The organism is Fictibacillus terranigra (assembly GCF_030412265.1).
GTDB lineage: Bacteria > Bacillota > Bacilli > Bacillales > Fictibacillaceae > Fictibacillus_C > Fictibacillus_C terrinigri.
In genome coordinates this window covers 282,528-299,725 of sequence record NZ_JAUHLN010000006.1, presented here as the reverse complement: position 1 = coordinate 299,725, position 17,198 = coordinate 282,528, and the positions used below count along the sequence as shown (strand labels likewise).

Genomic DNA, 17,198 nt, shown 5'->3' with positions numbered 1-17,198 from the left:
CCGATGGTAGTTGGGGGCTTCCCCCTGTAAGAGTAGGACGCTGCCAGGCTTACATTATTCCACAGTAGCTCAGTGGTAGAGCTATCGGCTGTTAACCGATCGGTCGTAGGTTCGAGTCCTACCTGTGGAGCCATATTTTAGAGAAGTACCCAAGTGGCTCAAGGGGCTCCCCTGCTAAGGGAGTAGGTCGCTAACGCGGCGCGAGGGTTCGAATCCCTTCTTCTCTGCCATGTGTGGCCCGTTGGTCAAGCGGTTAAGACACCGCCCTTTCACGGCGGTAACACGGGTTCGAATCCCGTACGGGTCACCATTTCATACATATATCACTTCTTTGGAGGATTAGCTCAGCTGGGAGAGCACCTGCCTTACAAGCAGGGGGTCGGCGGTTCGATCCCGTCATCCTCCACCATTAATACTTATCTTTTCTCTCTTGTAGAGGAAGAACAGTCTTATATTCGGACATATCGTCCGTAAGCTAAATATCATCGCGGGGTGGAGCAGTCTGGTAGCTCGTTGGGCTCATAACCCAAAGGTCGCAGGTTCAAATCCTGTCCCCGCAACCAAAATGGACTCGTGGTGTAGTGGTTAACATGCCTGCCTGTCACGCAGGAGATCGCCGGTTCGACCCCGGTCGGGTCCGCCATTTTGGCTCGATAGCTCAGTCGGTAGAGCAGAGGACTGAAAATCCTCGTGTCGGCGGTTCGATTCCGTCTCGAGCCACCATTTTTATGCCGGTTTAGCTCAATTGGTAGAGCAACTGACTTGTAATCAGTAGGTTGGGGGTTCAAGTCCTCTAGCCGGCACCACTTTTCTTTTTAGAACTGTAAGAAATTACTTCTTGAAGAATAGATGAATCTGTATTAAAATAGATTTTGTCTCTCATGGAGGGGTAGCGAAGTGGCTAAACGCGGCGGACTGTAAATCCGCTCCTTTGGGTTCGGCGGTTCGAATCCGTCCCCCTCCACCATCTAATTTTTATTGCACATTAACTGATTCAGGGGCATAGTTTAACGGTAGAACGAAGGTCTCCAAAACCTTTGGTGTGGGTTCGATTCCTACTGCCCCTGCCATATGGCGATCGTGGCGAAGTGGTTAACGCACCGGATTGTGGTTCCGGCATTCGTGGGTTCGATTCCCATCGGTCGCCCCATATGATTGGGCTATAGCCAAGTGGTAAGGCAACGGACTTTGACTCCGTCACTCGTAGGTTCGAATCCTGCTAGCCCAGCCATATATGCGGAAGTAGTTCAGTGGTAGAATACAACCTTGCCAAGGTTGGGGTCGCGGGTTCGAATCCCGTCTTCCGCTCCATTCATATGATCTGTTATGGCGGCATAGCCAAGTGGTAAGGCCAGGGTCTGCAAAACCCTTATCCACCGGTTCGAATCCGGTTGCCGCCTCCACTACATAATTCCCCCAGCGCCGGGGTGGTGGAATTGGCAGACACACAGGACTTAAAATCCTGCGGTAGGTGACTACCGTGCCGGTTCGAGTCCGGCCCTCGGCACCATATTTTTATAATTTAAACTGCCTAAAGATTTATTTGCATGCCGGTGTGGCGGAATTGGCAGACGCGCACGACTCAAAATCGTGTTCCCTTGGGAGTGTCGGTTCGACCCCGACCACCGGTACCATTTTCTTTTATTTATATAATTACAGAAGAATTAAGTAATATCAACGTTTTCTAACGTCTTTCTACAGTATTGTAGGAAGGCGTTTTTTGCGATTTTAGGAATATTTTTAGGTGATTTTTCCTTCTGCAAATCGTGTGCATTGAATCGTGTTCATAGCTATGGGAGGGTGGTTCGAATTTCAAGTTAAAATAACAAAAAAAGCCTTCTCTTTGGCTAGGTGCCAACACGAAAAAAACCAATAATAAGCGATATCTATAGTAACTGATGTGATATAATTTAACCTTAATAAATATCCAATTAAACCCCTTTCCTGTCAATGGTCAAAGTGGTAAAATTTACAAAGTAAAGAGGGGAAGCTATTTATGTCGAAAAATGCAGTTGGTATTGGGTTTTGTTTAATTTCTGCACTTCTATTTTCAGCTAGGTACATAACAGCAGGTCTATTTCATATTGGATATAACGATTACACTAACCATGCTTTTGAAATAATGTTAGACGCAGTAGGAAGACCGATACTTTACTTAAGTATAATTTCCTTAGTGGTCGGGATGATTTATCTTGCTATAGGTTGGAAACAGAACTGATCGGTATGTTTCTACCCTGTTGAATGGGGACTAGTAGGGGGGATGACTGGTTTGTACTCCGCTGACAGAGTAGATTTACATATAAATTATTCTGACTTAATATCACTGTACTAATAGAAGAAACGGAACACTCAGACTCAAAATCGTGTTCCCTTGGAAGTGTCGGTTCGACCCCGACCACCGGTACCATTACATAACATAATAACGTTAAAATATAGACGTTCCTTGCACAGTGCAAGGAACGTTTTTTTCTTTATACTTTTCAGTACGCAGAGATTTACGTTTTTTCTCCATTACATTATCGCATACTAATAGACGTGCATTTGGCCCCTAATACTATTCCACTCTCAAATTGTTCACGAAAGAATGAACACTTTGCCAATTATGTGCTCTACCCTAAACAAATGTAAAAAAAAGGCGAAATTTGTAGATAGAAGGCTGTCGGTAATCATATTCAGTATTCCTCTATGGGATTCACAGTAACGAAAAAGGAATATTATCTTTAAACGGACAGTTTTGGAAGGGAGTTTCATGAATGAGTGATTTGCAACGAAAGATGGGAACTTTTGCCCTGACCATGGTCGGGCTCGGTTCGATCATTGGATCCGGCTGGTTATTTGGGGCATGGAGAGCTGCACAAATCGCCGGTCCAGCCGCTGTTTTTTCCTGGATCATCGGCATGATCGTTATTTTATTTATAGCGCTTTCTTATATTGAATTAGGCGCCATGTTTCCTGAAGCCGGAGGTATGGTGAAATACACACAGTATTCTCATGGATCGTTTGTAGGATTTCTTGCAGCCTGGTCCAATTGGATTGCCATTGTTTCTGTTATTCCTGTTGAAGCAATCGCCTCTGTGCAATATATGAGTTCATGGCCGTGGAAATGGGCAAGGTGGACGCACACGTTAGTGACGGAAGGCACCCTTACCGGGAAAGGATTGGTTATCGCTTCAGTTTTGATGCTGATTTACTTTTTTCTGAACTATTGGGCAGTCAGCCTGTTTGCCAAAGCAAATAACCTGATAACAATTTTTAAAATTGTTATTCCTGGACTCACGGTTGGAGCGCTTCTTTTCGTAGGATTTCATGGGGAGAACTTTACATCCGGGCACAGTGTTGCCCCTTATGGTTGGGCAAGTGTACTAACTGCCGTAGCTACTTCAGGGATTGTATTCGCGTTCAACGGTTTCCAAAGCCCCATTAATATGGCGGGCGAGGCAAGGAATCCCGGCCGCACTATTCCATTTTCAGTTGTAGGGTCTGTTCTGATCGCAACCGTTATCTACATTTTATTGCAAGTGGCCTTTATCGGGGCTGTCAGTCCTGCCACGATTGCTAAAGGCTGGCATCATTTAAATTTCAATTCGCCATTTGCCGATTTGGCCATTGCACTGGGCATTAACTGGCTTGTCATTTTACTTTATTGTGATGCATTCATTTCTCCTTCCGGCACAGGAACTACGTATACCGCCACCACAGCGAGAATGATCTACGGAATGGAAAAGAACGGATATTTACCAGAAGTGTTTGGAAAGGTTCACCCTTTTTATCGTGTGCCTCGTCCTGCTATGTATTTAAACCTTGCTGTATGTTTTCTGTTTCTGTTTGTCTTTAGAGGCTGGGGGGTACTAGCAGAAGTAATTTCAGTCGCAACCCTTATCTCTTATATCACCGGCCCAGTTACCGTCATGACATTAAGACGGACAGGCAGGAATCTATATCGTCCATTACGTGTTAAAGCACTAAGCATCATCGCACCATGCGGGTTCGTCTTTGCCTCTTTAACGCTGTATTGGGCAAGATGGCCGCTGACTGGACAGGTGCTATTCTTTATTTTGATTGGCCTTCCGATTTACTTTTATTATCAGGCGAGAAAGAAATGGAAAGGTTTCAAAACGAATTTCCTGGCAGGACTCTGGATGGTTGTTTACTTAATCTGCATGATGTTTATCTCCTACCTGGGAAGTGAAAAATTTGGAGGAGCCAACATCATTCCATTTGGGTGGGATATGGTTCTCATTGCATGCTTAGCCCTTGTGTTTTATTATTGGGCTGTAAAAAGCGGGATTCAAACCGAGTATTTAGACGAAGCAGCTAAACTGAATGAGCAAGTTAGAGTTAAAGAAATGACGAAACGCGGGAACGAGTCTGGGGAAGAAGTAGGTTAACTATTACGGTAAAAAGAAGTGCATAAATGGTGCACTTCTTTTTTTATGCTTTTTAATACATCGAGTTATCCGTTTGCCAGGAAAATTAAAAATATTTTTAATTTTCAGTTATAAAAAGAAAGGATTTTTTTGTCATTTATTAGAATACATAGGCTAATATAGGTGAATGGTCATTCATCTTCACCTGTATTTTATTCTAAAGCATGGGGGAGTAGCGGATGAAAGTCTTTAGTTTGTTCAAGGCGGAGATGGCTGGTTTGGCAGCGAAAAAAGGGCTGCTGGTATCAGTCATAATTGCCTTGCTTGTCCCGGTTGTGTACGGGGGGATACTCTTATCTCCGAGGTGGGGACCGTATGACAACCTGTCTAATCTGCCTGTAGCAGTCGTTAACAATGATCAGGGAGCGGATTCAGATGGAGAGACGATCAATGCAGGAAAGGATTTAGTCGCTGATCTGGAAAAAGGAAAAAACCTCGGTTGGAAATTTGTTGACTCCGACGAGGCAAAAAGCGGGATGAAGAGTTTAAAGTATTACATGGTCATTGAAATCCCCAAGGATTTCTCCAAGAGGGTAACGACTGTTCTTTCAACAGATCCTCAAAAACCAGAACTGAAGTATGTGCAGAATGAAGGTTTGAACTTCATGGCCGCACAGGTTACAAAGAGTGCCACCGAGCAGATCCGGGAAAGGCTCGCAGACCGGATTACAGAGAAATACGTGAACACTATGTTTGCGAGCCTGCAAGATGTGTCGGACGGTTTTCAGACCGCTGCTGATGGCTCAGAAAAGCTGAACGGAGGCACATCTGAATTACACAAAGGAACCGGCACACTTTTGGAATCGCTTACAAAAAAATCCGGCGATATATCCAGGCTTGCTGCAGGGACAAAAGAGCTTGAAAAAGGAACCGGGAAGATTTATCAGTCCCTCTCCGGAAAACAGAATGATATCACGAAATTAGCCAATGGAGCGGCACAGGTAAACAATGGATTAGGCCAAGTGCTTCAAAACTTGACCGGCAAGCACGGGGATATTAAGCGTTTGTCGTCTGGATCACATGATTTAAAGGATGGGACAAATGAACTCTTGTCTTCTTTAAAAGCTGGGTCTGGAGATATTGCAAAATTAGCGGTAGGTTCGGAAAAAGCTAATGAAGGGACAGGCCTGCTGCTGCTTACACTTAAAAAGAAGCAGCAAGGTGTTGCAGAGCTTGCAGCCGGGGCAAAGGTGCTTAATGACCAAATGCCGGCACTTAAACAAGGTACAGAAGGAGTGCTTGGCGGTTTAAAAAATTTGCAAAACAAAGTGAATTCAGAGCTTCGGCCGGGAACTCAGGCAGTGGCTGGAGGAGTGGCGAAAGCAGCGGAAAATGCACAAGCTCTTGGAGCTGGGCTTAAAGGCCTTTCCTCAGCTCTAAACAGCTACCTTGAGGCACATCCTGATTTGAGGAATGATCCTAATTTTATGAAAATAGTTGGGACAGGCCAAGTACTTTCTCAAAATGCGAATGATCCTGATAATATAAAGCAGCTTGGAGCACTCAAGGATGCGTCAGCAACTATTGCCAGTGCTTTTAGTAAAGAAGGTGCAGTGACTGCAGGGCTTGATAAACTGGTGGCAGGACAGTCCGTCATCGACAACGGTGTGGGCGAACTGAACGAGAAAGCACCACAGCTAAAAGATGGCACAGCGCAAATTGCCGCGGGATGGAACACCATGGTGACTAAAGTTGGTGATCTTCATGCTGGCACGGCACAAATCGCAGCTGGCAACCAATCCGTGAATGAAGGCTGGAGTTCAATGACGGATGGAGTTAGAAGGCTCGACTCAGGCGCAGGGCTTCTATCCGCCGGTAATGAGGAGGTCAATAATGGCTGGAAAAAGCTTATTGATGGTACGAGTAAACTTAATAATGGTTCTGGACAGGTGAGCCGTGGAAACGCGGACGTTGATAAGGGCTGGAAAGTCCTCACAGCAGGCGCGTACAAGATCCATTCAGGAACGGTTCAAGTGAGTGACGGCAATGCAACAGTGGAAAAAGGATGGGGGGATTTAACTTCGGGTGTCACCAGGCTAAATGATGGTGCAGAAAAACTGAATGATGGTTCAGGCGAGCTGGCTTCGGGATTGAAAGATGGGGCCGCAAAAACAAGCAGCCTGAAAACCCCGGAAGACAAAAACTTCAACATGTTTGCTTCTCCAGTGCAGCTGAAAAGTGACAAGGTGTTCAAATTTCCTCATTATCGTGATTCTACCGCACCGTATGTTTTAACACTCGCCTTGTTTACAGGAATTTTGATCATGTCCATGTTCATGAACTTCAAAAGGCCGGAAGAGGTATCTGCAGCCGCCTGGTTTAGTGCAAAGTTAATGAATCTATCCGTTCTTGCAATTGCTCAGGCTTTGCTGCTTTCCCTAGTAGTCATGATTTTAGCTGTAAATGTTGAAAACCCGGCAGGCTTTGTACTGTTTGCTATTTTTGTCAGCATTGTATTTTCTGCGATCGTTAGTTTCTTTGCAGCACTCGGAATGATTGGCCGGTTTCTTGGATTGGCGTTTGTCGTTCTTCAGCTTTCCATTACAGGAGCGAATTTGCCAATCGATATGCTCCCGCCAAATATGCGGGCTTTGAGCGAATTCCTTCCATTTACGTATAGCATCGCCGGATTTAAGGCGCTGCTTGCTCTTGATGCGCCAGGTACGGCTCTGTTTAATGCGAGTGTTCTGTTTATCTATCTGGGCGCTTTTGCTCTTCTGGCGTTTGCTGTCATCTTAGTCAGCAGAGGCAGACGTTTGTCGCGGGAGGACACAGCTAAAATTCAAGCATAAAAAAATAATATAACAGGTTGTCATATTATTCGGTGATTTGGACTATATTGAATCAAGGCAGTTGTAGGTTTTAGCGCAGTACTTCGTTTTAAATGAAGTACTGCGCTTTTTTTATTGAATAATAAATGATTCAGAAGAACCTCCATGTATCTGAATAAACATTTTTTCGATGGCCGCCAACAGTTTCCCGGCTTCCTTCGTTGACATGGACGGGCGAAGATAAACGATCTGAAGGGCGCTTGTGACATTATCGTGCGTCATCGTGCGTTTGGAGTCAACGATGGGACTGCCGAAAGGGCCGGATGCATCAGAAGAGAGCAATTTGGCCTCCATGTTCATTAAACGGCCGTTTAACCCTTCATATTGATCTTCTGCTTTTCCCAGCCTCACTTCAATGTCACCGGTCAGTGGGCCTGCATTATATATGCCTATAGGTACACCATATTGAAGAGAAAAGAAGTTGTTCACATCGACGGCCGAATTGATCATCCCTATGTCTTTGCCGCTATATACTCTTCGAAGCAGAGCTTCTGCAGAAGGCCGGTATCTTGAGGGATCCATTGCTAGCGCTTTGAAGGTTTTTCTCCATTCCTGCACGCCAGGGTGGTCAGAGACACTGAGCTGATGGGCGTCCAATTTCAGAGATTCAAGAAATAATTGGAATCTGCCCTTTAGCATTTGCGGTGATTCTCCAATCACGATATCATGATATAGTATTGCTCCCAATTTAAAAGAAGGGACAAGCTGTTTAATGTCCTTTGCTATATTTATCATACGGATCACCTTTACTTTTTATCGTATTTTATAGCTAGTTTACCATAGATCAAGAAATCCTTTATGGAGAAAGGAGGTTCAGTTATGACAGGCGCCCAGTTAAAAGAAGAACTCATTGCATATAGTAAATCAATTGGTATCGACAAAATTGGATTTGCTTCTGCCAATGTTTTTGCCGATTTGAAAGAAAGGCTGGTTCAGCAGCAAACGCTCGGTTATCAATCGGGATTTGAAGAAAAGGACATCGAAAAGAGAACGAATCCGCGGCTTTTGATGGAAGAGGCACATTCGATCATATCCATCGCTCTAGCTTACCCTTCTAAAATGAAAAATGCTCCGCGCAGTGTCAGGGGGGCAAGAAGAGGCATTTTTTGCAGGGCCTCCTGGGGAGTGGATTACCACTTCATCCTGAGAGAGAAACTGCGTCTGTTAGAGGACTTCATCAAAGAGAAAGTCCCGGAAGCGAAGGTAAAGTCGATGGTCGATACGGGGGAATTGTCCGATCGTGCTGTCGCCGAGCGTGCAGGAATCGGATGGAGTGCGAAGAATTGTGCCACGATCACCCCGGAGTTTGGCTCCTATGTATATCTAGGGGAGTTGATAACTACCTTACATCTCCCGCCAGACACCCCGATTACTGATCAGTGCGGAGACTGCACGATCTGTATTGACGCATGCCCGACCGGAGCACTTGTGCAGGGAGGGCAGCTGGACTCCAATAAGTGTATTGCCTTCTTAACACAGACCAAGGATTTTCTTCCTGATCAATACCGTGAGAAAATAGGAAATCGTCTATATGGTTGTGATACTTGCCAGACGGTATGCCCCAAAAATAAGGGGAAGGATTTCCATCTTCATGAGGAGATGGAACCGGATCCTGAGATTGCGAAACCTTTATTAAAGCCGATCCTTCATATGAGCAACCGTGAATTTAAGGAGCGGTTCGGCCAAGTGTCCGGCTCATGGAGAGGTAAAAAACCGATCCAGCGCAATGCGATCCTTGCTCTTGCTCATTTCAAAGATGAATCCGCATCTGAGGACCTGGCCCAGTTGATGAATGAAGACCCCCGCCCTGTCATCCGCGGAACTGCTGCTTGGGCGTTAGGTAAAATCGGCGGAAGGATAGCAAGAGAACAGCTTAATGCTGCGAAAGAACGAGAAAAAGACGGGAATGTGGCGTCAGAAATCGATAAAGGACTGAATATGCTTCAAAATCACGGAATTTACTAATCGCATCGCGAGAACATGTCCGTTAGTATAGAAAACATCAAGAAAATAAAAGAAGGGATTTTTATGTGTAATATAAAAACATTATTCTCTTATGAGGAAATGAAAAGCCCGATTGGCCTCCTGACTATTATTGCAACCGAAAATGGCGTTTGCCGGATTGATTTTGGGAGCCTTGAAGAAAATTTACCATCCCTTCAATCCTGGATGTCGAAGAACTACCTTAAGGGGGAACTGACTCATTCACCAGGACAGCTGCAGCCGATCGTTGACCAGCTCGAGAGCTACTTCAATGGTACACTGCAGGAATTTTCTATTCCGTTAGACCTGTATGGCACTCCCTTTCAAATTAAGGTTTGGGAGGAATTAAAGGGGATTCCTTATGGGGCGACATGCTCCTATAAGGATATCGCACAAGGAATCGGTGCGCCAAAAGCCGTGAGAGCCGTAGGCAGTGCCAATAACAAAAACCCAGTCCCGATCATTATTCCATGCCACAGGGTGGTTGGCAGCAATGGTGCGCTTGTCGGATATGGCGGCGGATTGGATAAAAAAGAACTTCTGCTGAACATTGAACTTCAGAACTTTATACCAAAGACCTCGTGAACCGTTTTAAACGGTTCTTTTTTTTTGTCCCTGTTTCATATGCTGATAGTACGTTAATTTTGCAACACGGGGGTGGCCTATGAACTGGCTGGAGCAGCTGAAATTCTATATACAGCGCCTGACGGATTGGATGGTCAATGAAAACTGGACCGATAGTGTCTGTTTGCCGTTGGAGGAAAGGGAGAGCTTTGCTCGAAAAAAGCAGGCATTGCATGAGAGGAATGCCGTATTGGTCAATAATAATGTGGAAGCGCAGGTCCTGCGGCATTCCAGCTTTGATGATCTTCACCAGGTCGATTATATTCTTCATTTCAGTAATTTGATCAGGCATGGGTATGATTTTTATGTTGAGGAGTGGACACAGGAGAGGAGAGCGGTATTTAAGGAGGATCAGCTGATCAGTGATAAAGTGCTTAAACCTGAGGGGCAGCATAAAGAGAAGGTGAAAATTGACAGAGAGACAGAGCCGGCTGTTCTTCGAAAACACAAGTATGACCGGCTGGCGGCAGTAAGGTATGCGGAAAGATGGTGGAACACGTATAATCCTGCATTTAAGTCTTTCGATGTCGATTGTACAAACTATATTTCCCAGTGCCTTCACGCAGGAGGAGGCATCCCCATGGTCCACCATGGAACCCGGTCCAAGGGCTGGTGGTTTAAGCATCATGATTGGAGCTACAGCTGGACGGTGGCCAATGCGATGAGATGGTATTTGAGCGGATCCAAAACACAGCTCCAGGCAAGAGAGAAGTCGTCTGCGAGCCAGCTCATTCCAGGTGACGTGATCTGCTATGATTTTGACGGCGACGGGCACTGGCAGCATACGACGATCGTGGTAGCTAAAGATTCTTCGGGAGAGCCGCTTGTGAATGCGCACTCCACAGACAGCCGGATGAGATTCTGGAAGTACGAGGACTCTACCGCCTACACACCGCATATCAAATATAAGTTTTTTCATATTGTGTAAAATAAGCACCTTGGGGCTATATTCCGGTAAAAGTGCTATAATAATGGAGGAATAAGCATTCGAGGTGAGAGTTTTGGGTTTACATGTCGTACTTTATCAGCCCCTGATTCCGGCCAATACTGGAAATATTGCCCGTACGTGTGCAGGAACAGGGACATCTCTGCATTTGATCCGTCCGCTTGGGTTTTCAACGGATGATAAACAGCTGAAGAGGGCTGGCTTGGATTACTGGGAACACGTTGATGTTCATTATTATGATTCTCTGGAGGAGCTGTTCGATCGTTTTCCAGAAGGATTGTTTTACTATATTACCAAGTTCGGAAAACAGCGCTACACTGATATGAATTACAGCGAGCTGTCACGTGATCACTTTTTTGTATTTGGCCGTGAGACGACAGGACTGCCTCCGGAACTGCTCGAGGCAAATGCAGAACGGTGTTTCAGGCTTCCGATGAATAATAACATCCGTTCTTTGAACCTTTCCAATACTGCTGCGATTTTAATTTATGAAGCGTTGAGGCAGCAGGAATTCCCTTCATTGGGTTAATGTGGGTTGATGCATATAAAAAAACGTCCCGAAAATGGGGCGTTTTTTTATATGTACCGTTTTATTTTGTTCCGGGACTATCATTGTATCCCGCAGTGAAAATGGCGGTTAAGAACGCGAGCATAACTCCTAGTATGAGGATAAAACTCATGCGATCTCCTCCTTTGGGTGCAATTTTCCATATCCTTTCTTTATTATAGCGAAACCGCTGTTATCGCACAACGGCAAACTTGACTGAAATACAAGCTGTAAAATATCAAGACTAATCCAGCCCCGGTAAACATAAACAATACTAGAACCACTTTCATTTGTGATGCGAAACCACAAAGTTCTTCTATCGGAAAAACAAAAAACAACTTGAATGATTGGGGACATCCTCGCATAAAGTAGATTAACAAACGAAGGATGCAAACACTACGCAAGGGGGTACACATGGATATTTTAAGTAAAATCCAATTGCACCGTGAAGAGGAGAGGCGTCTTGCCTGGGAAGGTACCTTCGGAGAATACCTTGAGATTTTAAAGGAACGCCCTTATGTCGCTCAGTCCGCTCATTCCCGAGTCTATAATATGATTAAAGATGCTGGAATAGAGGAAGTGAACGGAGCCAAAAGGTATAACTTTTTCACAAACCAGATTTTTGGGCTTGAGGATTCAATCGAAAGGCTGGTAGAGGAGTATTTTCATCCCGCAGCTAAACGGTTGGACGTTCGAAAAAGGATACTTTTACTGATGGGGCCTGTTTCCGGGGGGAAATCCACGATTGTTACCATGCTGAAACGAGGTCTGGAGAAATATTCGAAAACAGACGCAGGAGCCGTGTACGCCATCAAAGGCTGCCCGATGCATGAGGATCCATTGCATTTAATCCCTCATCATCTGCGCGAGGATTTTTTTGAAGATTATGGTATCAAGATCGAAGGAAGCCTGTCGCCTTTAAACACGATGAGGCTTGAAAAAGAGTACGATAATTGTATTGAAGATGTCATGGTTGAACGAATCTTTTTTTCTGAAGATAAAAGAACAGGGATTGGAACATTCAGCCCATCCGATCCAAAATCACAGGATATTGCTGATTTAACAGGAAGTATTGATTTTTCAACGATTGCAGAGTTCGGATCAGAATCAGACCCCCGCGCATACCGTTTTGACGGAGAGTTGAATAAGGCGAACCGGGGGATGATGGAGTTTCAGGAAATGCTGAAGTGTGATGAAAAATTCCTCTGGCATTTATTATCTCTGACTCAGGAAGGCAATTTTAAAGCGGGAAGATTCGCGCTGATCTCTGCTGATGAACTGATTGTCGCTCATACGAATGAATCGGAATACCGCTCATTCATCGCCAATAAAAAGAACGAAGCGCTGCACTCGAGGATCATCGTTATGGGAGTACCATATAACTTGAGAGTGTCTGAAGAAGAACGCATCTATGGAAAGATGATTAAAGACAGTGATATGTCCCATGTCCACATTGCTCCTCATGCTTTAAGAGTGGCAGCGATTTTCTCGATATTGACCCGCTTGAAGGATTCAAAAAAGCAGGGCATGGATCTGATCAAGAAAATGAGGCTGTACGATGGAGAAATCGTGGAAGGCTACAACCATATCGATCTCGAAGAGCTGCAAAAGGAATTTTCGGACGAAGGAATGAGCGGAATCGACCCTCGTTACGTCATTAACAGGATCTCATCTGCCATTATTCGAAAAGACATACCATCGATCAATGCACTCGATGTTCTCCGCTCTATGAAGGATGGTCTCGACCATCATGCTTCCATCACTAAGGAGGATAAAGAGCGTTATATTAATTTTATCTCTCTGGCGCGGAAAGAGTACGATGAGATCGCGAAGAAGGAAGTGCAGAAGGCTTTTGTTTATTCTTATGAAGAATCTGCAAAAACACTGATGGATAACTACCTCGATAATGTAGAGGCTTACTGCAATAAAAATAAGCTCAGAGACCCTCTCACTGGTGAAGAAATGAGCCCGGACGAAAAATTGATGCGTTCCATTGAGGAGCAGATTGGAATCTCTGAAAATGCGAAAAAAGCATTCAGGGAAGAAATCTTAATCCGAATTTCCGCTTATGCGAGAAAAGGAAAGAAATTTGATTACAATTCACACGAACGCTTAAGAGAAGCGATCCAGAAGAAACTGTTTGCAGATCTGAAAGATGTCGTTAAAATTACGACTTCTTCTAAGACTCCTGATGAAGCACAGCTTAAAAAGGTGAATGAAGTCATCGCCCGCCTCGTCCAAGAGCATGGGTATAATACGACATCAGCGAACGAACTCCTAAGGTATGTAGGCAGCCTTTTAAACCGCTAGTGATTAAAAACGCATCCCTATGATTTCATAGGATGCGTTTTTTTTAGCGAATGTTAAGGAAAGGCAAAGATTATCTTCATGATAAAAGAATAAATGGGACCAAGAAAGAGAATACCTTGTATTATGATAAACTATAGTGGTAAATTGATACTAAACGCTAACAAAAGGGAAGTGAGAGGATGAGTTCCGGGGAAGATAAAAGCCAATTATGGGATTGGATAAAAGCCATTGGAATAGCACTCATACTAGCGTTGCTGATAAAGAAATTTTTATTCGAGCAGTACGTTGTTTATGGAGAATCAATGATGCCGACCATTGAAAATGGAAACCGGCTGATTGTAAATAAATTAGGCTACAATCTTGGAAAGCCCAAGCGGTTTGATTTAATTGTTTTTCATGCGAATGCGAAAGAGGATTATATTAAGCGAGTGATCGGAATGCCGGGTGAGAGGATCGCCTATCAAAACGATAATCTCTATATAAATGGCAAACAAATCGATGAGCCCTATTTAAATCAGTACAAGAAGAATATTACGAGCGGAAATCTGACAGGTGACTTTACGCTGGAAGAAGTCACCGGGCAAAAAGTCATTCCTAAAGGAAAAGTCTTTGTGATGGGAGATAACCGGCTGCACAGTATTGACAGCCGCCATATCGGCTTGGTCGATATGAAAAAGATCGTTGGTGAAGTAAATCTCCGTTACTGGCCTGTAAAAGAGCTTGAAGTGATTAAATAAGTTTAGTACCACAGGAAAAAGGGAATTGTGCAGGAAAGAGGTGATGGTCTATGTCCAGAGAACAGGACTATACAGAAAAACCAAAAAACAGCTCGATGACTCCAAACTTTAAAGAAATGAAGGAACATGGAAGGGTAATGGAGAAGATGTCGACGAATGATAATGTTGAGAAAAGCGGCAAGACTCCTGATCCTGCTCAGTATGAACATCATAAAAATAAAAATCAACAGTAAGACCTGTTTCGGGTAACCGAAACAGGTTTTTTTAATAAATTATCTATAAATTATCTATGTCCTCAATCATTATGGCTGAGATCGATGCTTTTTTGGTGCGGCTCCGAAAATTATTGACCCAAAATCGAAATAATTGAACCGAATTTGCTGCTAATTGAACCGATCGTAAGATGCAGACTTTTTCGCGCTGCCACAACCGCTGTCCCATAGAAAAGGTTCCTGAGGCGTAAACCGCCCGCAAACATACGCTTATCTCAATTGATTGAAAAATGTGTCAATTACTTAGCAATTCTCACCTTGTACTGCATAGGATAAAGTAACCAACCCTTTTTCTATTCAAAAGTGGGTGGTTCTTTTATCAATTGATCTGATTTCATTCAAATAAAACAATGAGCCAATTAAAAAAGAAGGAGGGGAAATGATGAGCGAGGAAGCTAAAAATAATTTTGCCGTTTCTCAAGAGAACTGGTCCCTCCACCGCAAAGGCTATCAGGATCACCAGAGGCATATGGAAAAGGTCCAGGAAGCCATAAAAAACAACCTGCCCGATTTAATCAGCGAAGAAAACATTATTTTATCCAATGGGCGAGATGTTATTAAAATACCGATTCGTTCATTGGACGAATACAAAATTCGCTACAATTATGAAAAGAACAAGCATGTAGGGCAGGGAGACGGAGACAGCCAGGTAGGAGATGTGGTAGCGCGTGATGGGAATGGAAACCAGGCTGGTGCAGGAAAAGGTAAAGGCCAGGCAGGCGACAAGCCGGGTTCGGATTATTCCGAAGCAGAGGTTTCACTTGCAGAGCTTCAGGAATTCTTGTTTAAAGAGTTGGAATTGCCGAATTTAAAACAAAAAGAACAGGACAATATCGTTCTTGAAAAAGTTGAGTTTAATGATATCCGCAAGACCGGCCTAATGGGGAACGTAGATAAGAAACGCACCATACTTACCGCATTTAAACGAAATGCCCTTAAAGGAAAACCAGCCATCGCGCCTATCTATAACGATGACCTGCGGTTTAAAACATGGAATGAAGTGGTGAAGCCGGAATCAAAAGCCGTGGTCCTGGCCATGATGGATACATCAGGATCCATGGGAATATGGGAAAAATACATGGCCAGGAGCTTTTTCTTTTGGATGACACGATTCCTGCGGTCGAGATATGAAACGGTGGAAATCGAATTTATTGCTCATCACACTGAAGCCAAAGTGGTATCAGAAGAGGATTTCTTCTCTAAAGGAGAGAGCGGTGGAACAATTTGTTCCTCTGCCTACCGAAAAGCATTGGAATTAATTGAAACCAAGTATTCACCATCCCGTTTTAATATTTATCCTTTTCATTTTTCAGACGGTGATAATCTGACAAGCGACAATGCCCGCTGCGTTAAACTGGTGCAGGAGATCATGGCACACAGCAATATGTTTGGGTATGGCGAGGTTAACGCTTATAACCGGCATTCAACGTTAATGAGTGTGTATAAAAGCATCACAGATCCTAAATTTAATTATTATATTCTAAAGGAGAAAGCGGATGTGTATCATTCCATGAAGAGCTTCTTCAGGAAAAGAGAAGAAGTAAAATAGCAGAGGGGCCCATTATCCATGTATTGGATAATGGGTTTTCTTTTATTATGAAGGAAAGTTACATATAACTAATTCATAACCAAATGGGAGGGGACGGGATCGTTGAAGGTGAATCGAATCAAAAAGCAGCTGATCATAGCCGCCGCTATCCTGGCCGCTGCTGTGTTATGCTTCTCCCCAAAAAACGCAGGTGCCGCATGGTTCGAGCCGCTGAAGGTGCATTTTCTTGATGTCGGCCAAGCGGATTGCATTTTGATCCAGATGCCGAATGGGAAGAACATGCTCGTTGATGCGGGTGACGAAAATGATGGACCAGAGATTATTCGGTATTTACAAAGCCAGGGAGTAGTCGATATCGACGTATTGGTGGCAACGCATCCTCATCATGACCATATCGGATCCATGGACGATGTGATACAGAATTTTAATGTAAAAAAGATTTACATGCCCAATCTTCCGTATGATACGGCTTATTATCATGATCTTTTTAAAATCATTAACGAAAAGAACATCCCAGTGGAACGTGCCAAAGCCGGAACCAAATTCCGATTCGGTTTTTCAGTAAAGGTGGATATGCTGGGACCTGGTTCTTCCTATTATAAATACATTAATGATTACTCTGCGGTATTGAGGATTACACATGGTAAAAACCGCTTTTTGCTGATGGCTGATGCTGGGATGGAATCCGAAAAGGAACTGCTTTCGTCGAAAAAAGATTTAAAGGCAAATGTCCTTAAGGTCGGCCATCATGGTGCAAACACGGGAACCGCCATGCCGTTCTTAAAAGCTGTCCGCGCAAAGACCGCTATTATTTCGGTAGGAAACAACAATCCGTATCATTATCCCTCAAAAGAAGTGCTGTACCGGCTGGAACGGTTGGATATGACCATCTATCGAACCGATCAGCTCGGGGTTATTACGGCCATCAGCAACGGAAATAAAATAACGTTCCGGACGAACGGCTTTAAATAA

12 protein-coding genes and 16 tRNA genes are annotated in these 17,198 nt (G+C 44.1%); 27 read left to right on the top strand and 1 reads right to left on the bottom strand.

Annotation, left to right across the window (positions count from 1 at the left end; all coding sequences use genetic code 11):
* The first annotated feature begins 58 nt into the window (after positions 1-58).
* From QYF49_RS23080 to QYF49_RS22995, 18 genes are all read left to right on the top strand, one after another.
* Positions 59-133: transfer RNA gene (locus tag QYF49_RS23080), tRNA-Asn, on the top strand.
* A gap of 6 nt (positions 134-139) precedes the next feature.
* Positions 140-230: transfer RNA gene (locus tag QYF49_RS23075), tRNA-Ser, on the top strand.
* A gap of 5 nt (positions 231-235) precedes the next feature.
* Positions 236-310, top strand: a tRNA-Glu gene (locus QYF49_RS23070).
* 23 nt (positions 311-333) lie between these two features.
* A tRNA-Val gene (locus tag QYF49_RS23065) sits at positions 334-409 on the top strand.
* A 77-nt stretch (positions 410-486) separates the two neighbouring features.
* A tRNA-Met gene (locus QYF49_RS23060) sits at positions 487-563 on the top strand.
* A 4-nt stretch (positions 564-567) separates the two neighbouring features.
* Positions 568-643, top strand: a tRNA-Asp gene (locus QYF49_RS23055).
* Positions 644-647: 4 nt separating this feature from the next.
* Positions 648-723 (top strand) — tRNA-Phe (locus QYF49_RS23050).
* A gap of 7 nt (positions 724-730) precedes the next feature.
* Positions 731-806: transfer RNA gene (locus QYF49_RS23045), tRNA-Thr, on the top strand.
* A 77-nt stretch (positions 807-883) separates the two neighbouring features.
* Positions 884-967, top strand: a tRNA-Tyr gene (locus tag QYF49_RS23040).
* 29 nt (positions 968-996) lie between these two features.
* A tRNA-Trp gene (locus QYF49_RS23035) sits at positions 997-1,070 on the top strand.
* A gap of 4 nt (positions 1,071-1,074) precedes the next feature.
* Positions 1,075-1,150: transfer RNA gene (locus tag QYF49_RS23030), tRNA-His, on the top strand.
* Positions 1,151-1,156: 6 nt separating this feature from the next.
* Positions 1,157-1,231: transfer RNA gene (locus tag QYF49_RS23025), tRNA-Gln, on the top strand.
* A 5-nt stretch (positions 1,232-1,236) separates the two neighbouring features.
* Positions 1,237-1,311 (top strand) — tRNA-Gly (locus tag QYF49_RS23020).
* A 17-nt stretch (positions 1,312-1,328) separates the two neighbouring features.
* Positions 1,329-1,403: transfer RNA gene (locus QYF49_RS23015), tRNA-Cys, on the top strand.
* A gap of 18 nt (positions 1,404-1,421) precedes the next feature.
* A tRNA-Leu gene (locus tag QYF49_RS23010) sits at positions 1,422-1,510 on the top strand.
* A 39-nt stretch (positions 1,511-1,549) separates the two neighbouring features.
* A tRNA-Leu gene (locus QYF49_RS23005) sits at positions 1,550-1,634 on the top strand.
* A gap of 1,119 nt (positions 1,635-2,753) precedes the next feature.
* Complete coding sequence (aimA, locus tag QYF49_RS23000) at positions 2,754-4,388, top strand: glutamate/serine transporter AimA (protein WP_289475795.1); 1,635 nt, start codon at positions 2,754-2,756, stop codon at positions 4,386-4,388.
* Positions 4,389-4,606: 218 nt separating this feature from the next.
* Positions 4,607-7,219 (top strand): YhgE/Pip domain-containing protein, encoded by a 2,613-nt coding sequence (locus QYF49_RS22995; RefSeq protein ID WP_290401925.1) that lies wholly within the window; start codon positions 4,607-4,609, stop codon positions 7,217-7,219.
* A gap of 111 nt (positions 7,220-7,330) precedes the next feature.
* Here QYF49_RS22995 and QYF49_RS22990 read toward each other — a convergent pair whose 3' ends face one another.
* Positions 7,331-7,993 carry a B3/B4 domain-containing protein gene (locus tag QYF49_RS22990; protein WP_290401924.1) on the bottom strand — a complete coding sequence of 221 codons (663 nt, stop codon included), beginning with the start codon at positions 7,991-7,993 and terminating at the stop codon, positions 7,331-7,333.
* An 84-nt stretch (positions 7,994-8,077) separates the two neighbouring features.
* On the opposite strand from QYF49_RS22990, the gene queG reads away from it, so the two are divergent.
* From queG to QYF49_RS22945, 9 genes are all read left to right on the top strand, one after another.
* Entirely contained in the window at positions 8,078-9,223 is a 1,146-nt protein-coding gene (gene queG, locus QYF49_RS22985; RefSeq protein WP_290401923.1) for a tRNA epoxyqueuosine(34) reductase QueG, read from the top strand.
* Positions 9,224-9,286: 63 nt separating this feature from the next.
* Positions 9,287-9,826: a methylated-DNA--[protein]-cysteine S-methyltransferase gene (locus tag QYF49_RS22980; RefSeq protein ID WP_290401922.1), complete on the top strand. Its 540-nt coding sequence runs from the start codon at positions 9,287-9,289 to the stop codon at positions 9,824-9,826.
* 79 nt (positions 9,827-9,905) lie between these two features.
* Positions 9,906-10,793 (top strand): amidase domain-containing protein, encoded by an 888-nt coding sequence (locus QYF49_RS22975; RefSeq protein WP_290401921.1) that lies wholly within the window; start codon positions 9,906-9,908, stop codon positions 10,791-10,793.
* 73 nt (positions 10,794-10,866) lie between these two features.
* The gene (gene trmL / locus QYF49_RS22970) at positions 10,867-11,340 is read left to right on the top strand and encodes a tRNA (uridine(34)/cytosine(34)/5-carboxymethylaminomethyluridine(34)-2'-O)-methyltransferase TrmL (RefSeq protein WP_290401920.1); all 474 of its coding nucleotides are present in this window, start codon (positions 10,867-10,869) and stop codon (positions 11,338-11,340) included.
* A 432-nt stretch (positions 11,341-11,772) separates the two neighbouring features.
* The gene (locus tag QYF49_RS22965; protein ID WP_290401919.1) at positions 11,773-13,668 is read left to right on the top strand and encodes a PrkA family serine protein kinase; all 1,896 of its coding nucleotides are present in this window, start codon (positions 11,773-11,775) and stop codon (positions 13,666-13,668) included.
* Positions 13,669-13,847: 179 nt separating this feature from the next.
* Positions 13,848-14,405 (top strand): signal peptidase I, encoded by a 558-nt coding sequence (gene lepB / locus QYF49_RS22960; RefSeq protein ID WP_290401918.1) that lies wholly within the window; start codon positions 13,848-13,850, stop codon positions 14,403-14,405.
* A gap of 50 nt (positions 14,406-14,455) precedes the next feature.
* The gene (locus tag QYF49_RS22955) at positions 14,456-14,638 is read left to right on the top strand and encodes a hypothetical protein (protein ID WP_290401917.1); all 183 of its coding nucleotides are present in this window, start codon (positions 14,456-14,458) and stop codon (positions 14,636-14,638) included.
* 421 nt (positions 14,639-15,059) lie between these two features.
* Positions 15,060-16,226 (top strand): sporulation protein YhbH, encoded by a 1,167-nt coding sequence (gene yhbH / locus QYF49_RS22950; protein ID WP_290401945.1) that lies wholly within the window; start codon positions 15,060-15,062, stop codon positions 16,224-16,226.
* Positions 16,227-16,334: 108 nt separating this feature from the next.
* Positions 16,335-17,198, top strand: coding sequence for a ComEC/Rec2 family competence protein (locus QYF49_RS22945; RefSeq protein WP_290401944.1), 864 nt, complete (start codon positions 16,335-16,337; stop codon positions 17,196-17,198).

Coding starts and splice junctions, on each gene's coding strand:
- yhbH (WP_290401945.1), top strand. CDS start 15,060: ATGAGCGAGGAAGCTAAAAATAATTTTGCCGTTTCTCAAGAGAACTGG.
- aimA (WP_289475795.1), top strand. CDS start 2,754: ATGAGTGATTTGCAACGAAAGATGGGAACTTTTGCCCTGACCATGGTC.
- QYF49_RS22965 (WP_290401919.1), top strand. CDS start 11,773: ATGGATATTTTAAGTAAAATCCAATTGCACCGTGAAGAGGAGAGGCGT.
- QYF49_RS22990 (WP_290401924.1), bottom strand. CDS start 7,993: ATGATAAATATAGCAAAGGACATTAAACAGCTTGTCCCTTCTTTTAAA.
- queG (WP_290401923.1), top strand. CDS start 8,078: ATGACAGGCGCCCAGTTAAAAGAAGAACTCATTGCATATAGTAAATCA.
- QYF49_RS22955 (WP_290401917.1), top strand. CDS start 14,456: ATGTCCAGAGAACAGGACTATACAGAAAAACCAAAAAACAGCTCGATG.
- QYF49_RS22980 (WP_290401922.1), top strand. CDS start 9,287: ATGTGTAATATAAAAACATTATTCTCTTATGAGGAAATGAAAAGCCCG.
- QYF49_RS22975 (WP_290401921.1), top strand. CDS start 9,906: ATGAACTGGCTGGAGCAGCTGAAATTCTATATACAGCGCCTGACGGAT.
- QYF49_RS22995 (WP_290401925.1), top strand. CDS start 4,607: ATGAAAGTCTTTAGTTTGTTCAAGGCGGAGATGGCTGGTTTGGCAGCG.
- lepB (WP_290401918.1), top strand. CDS start 13,848: ATGAGTTCCGGGGAAGATAAAAGCCAATTATGGGATTGGATAAAAGCC.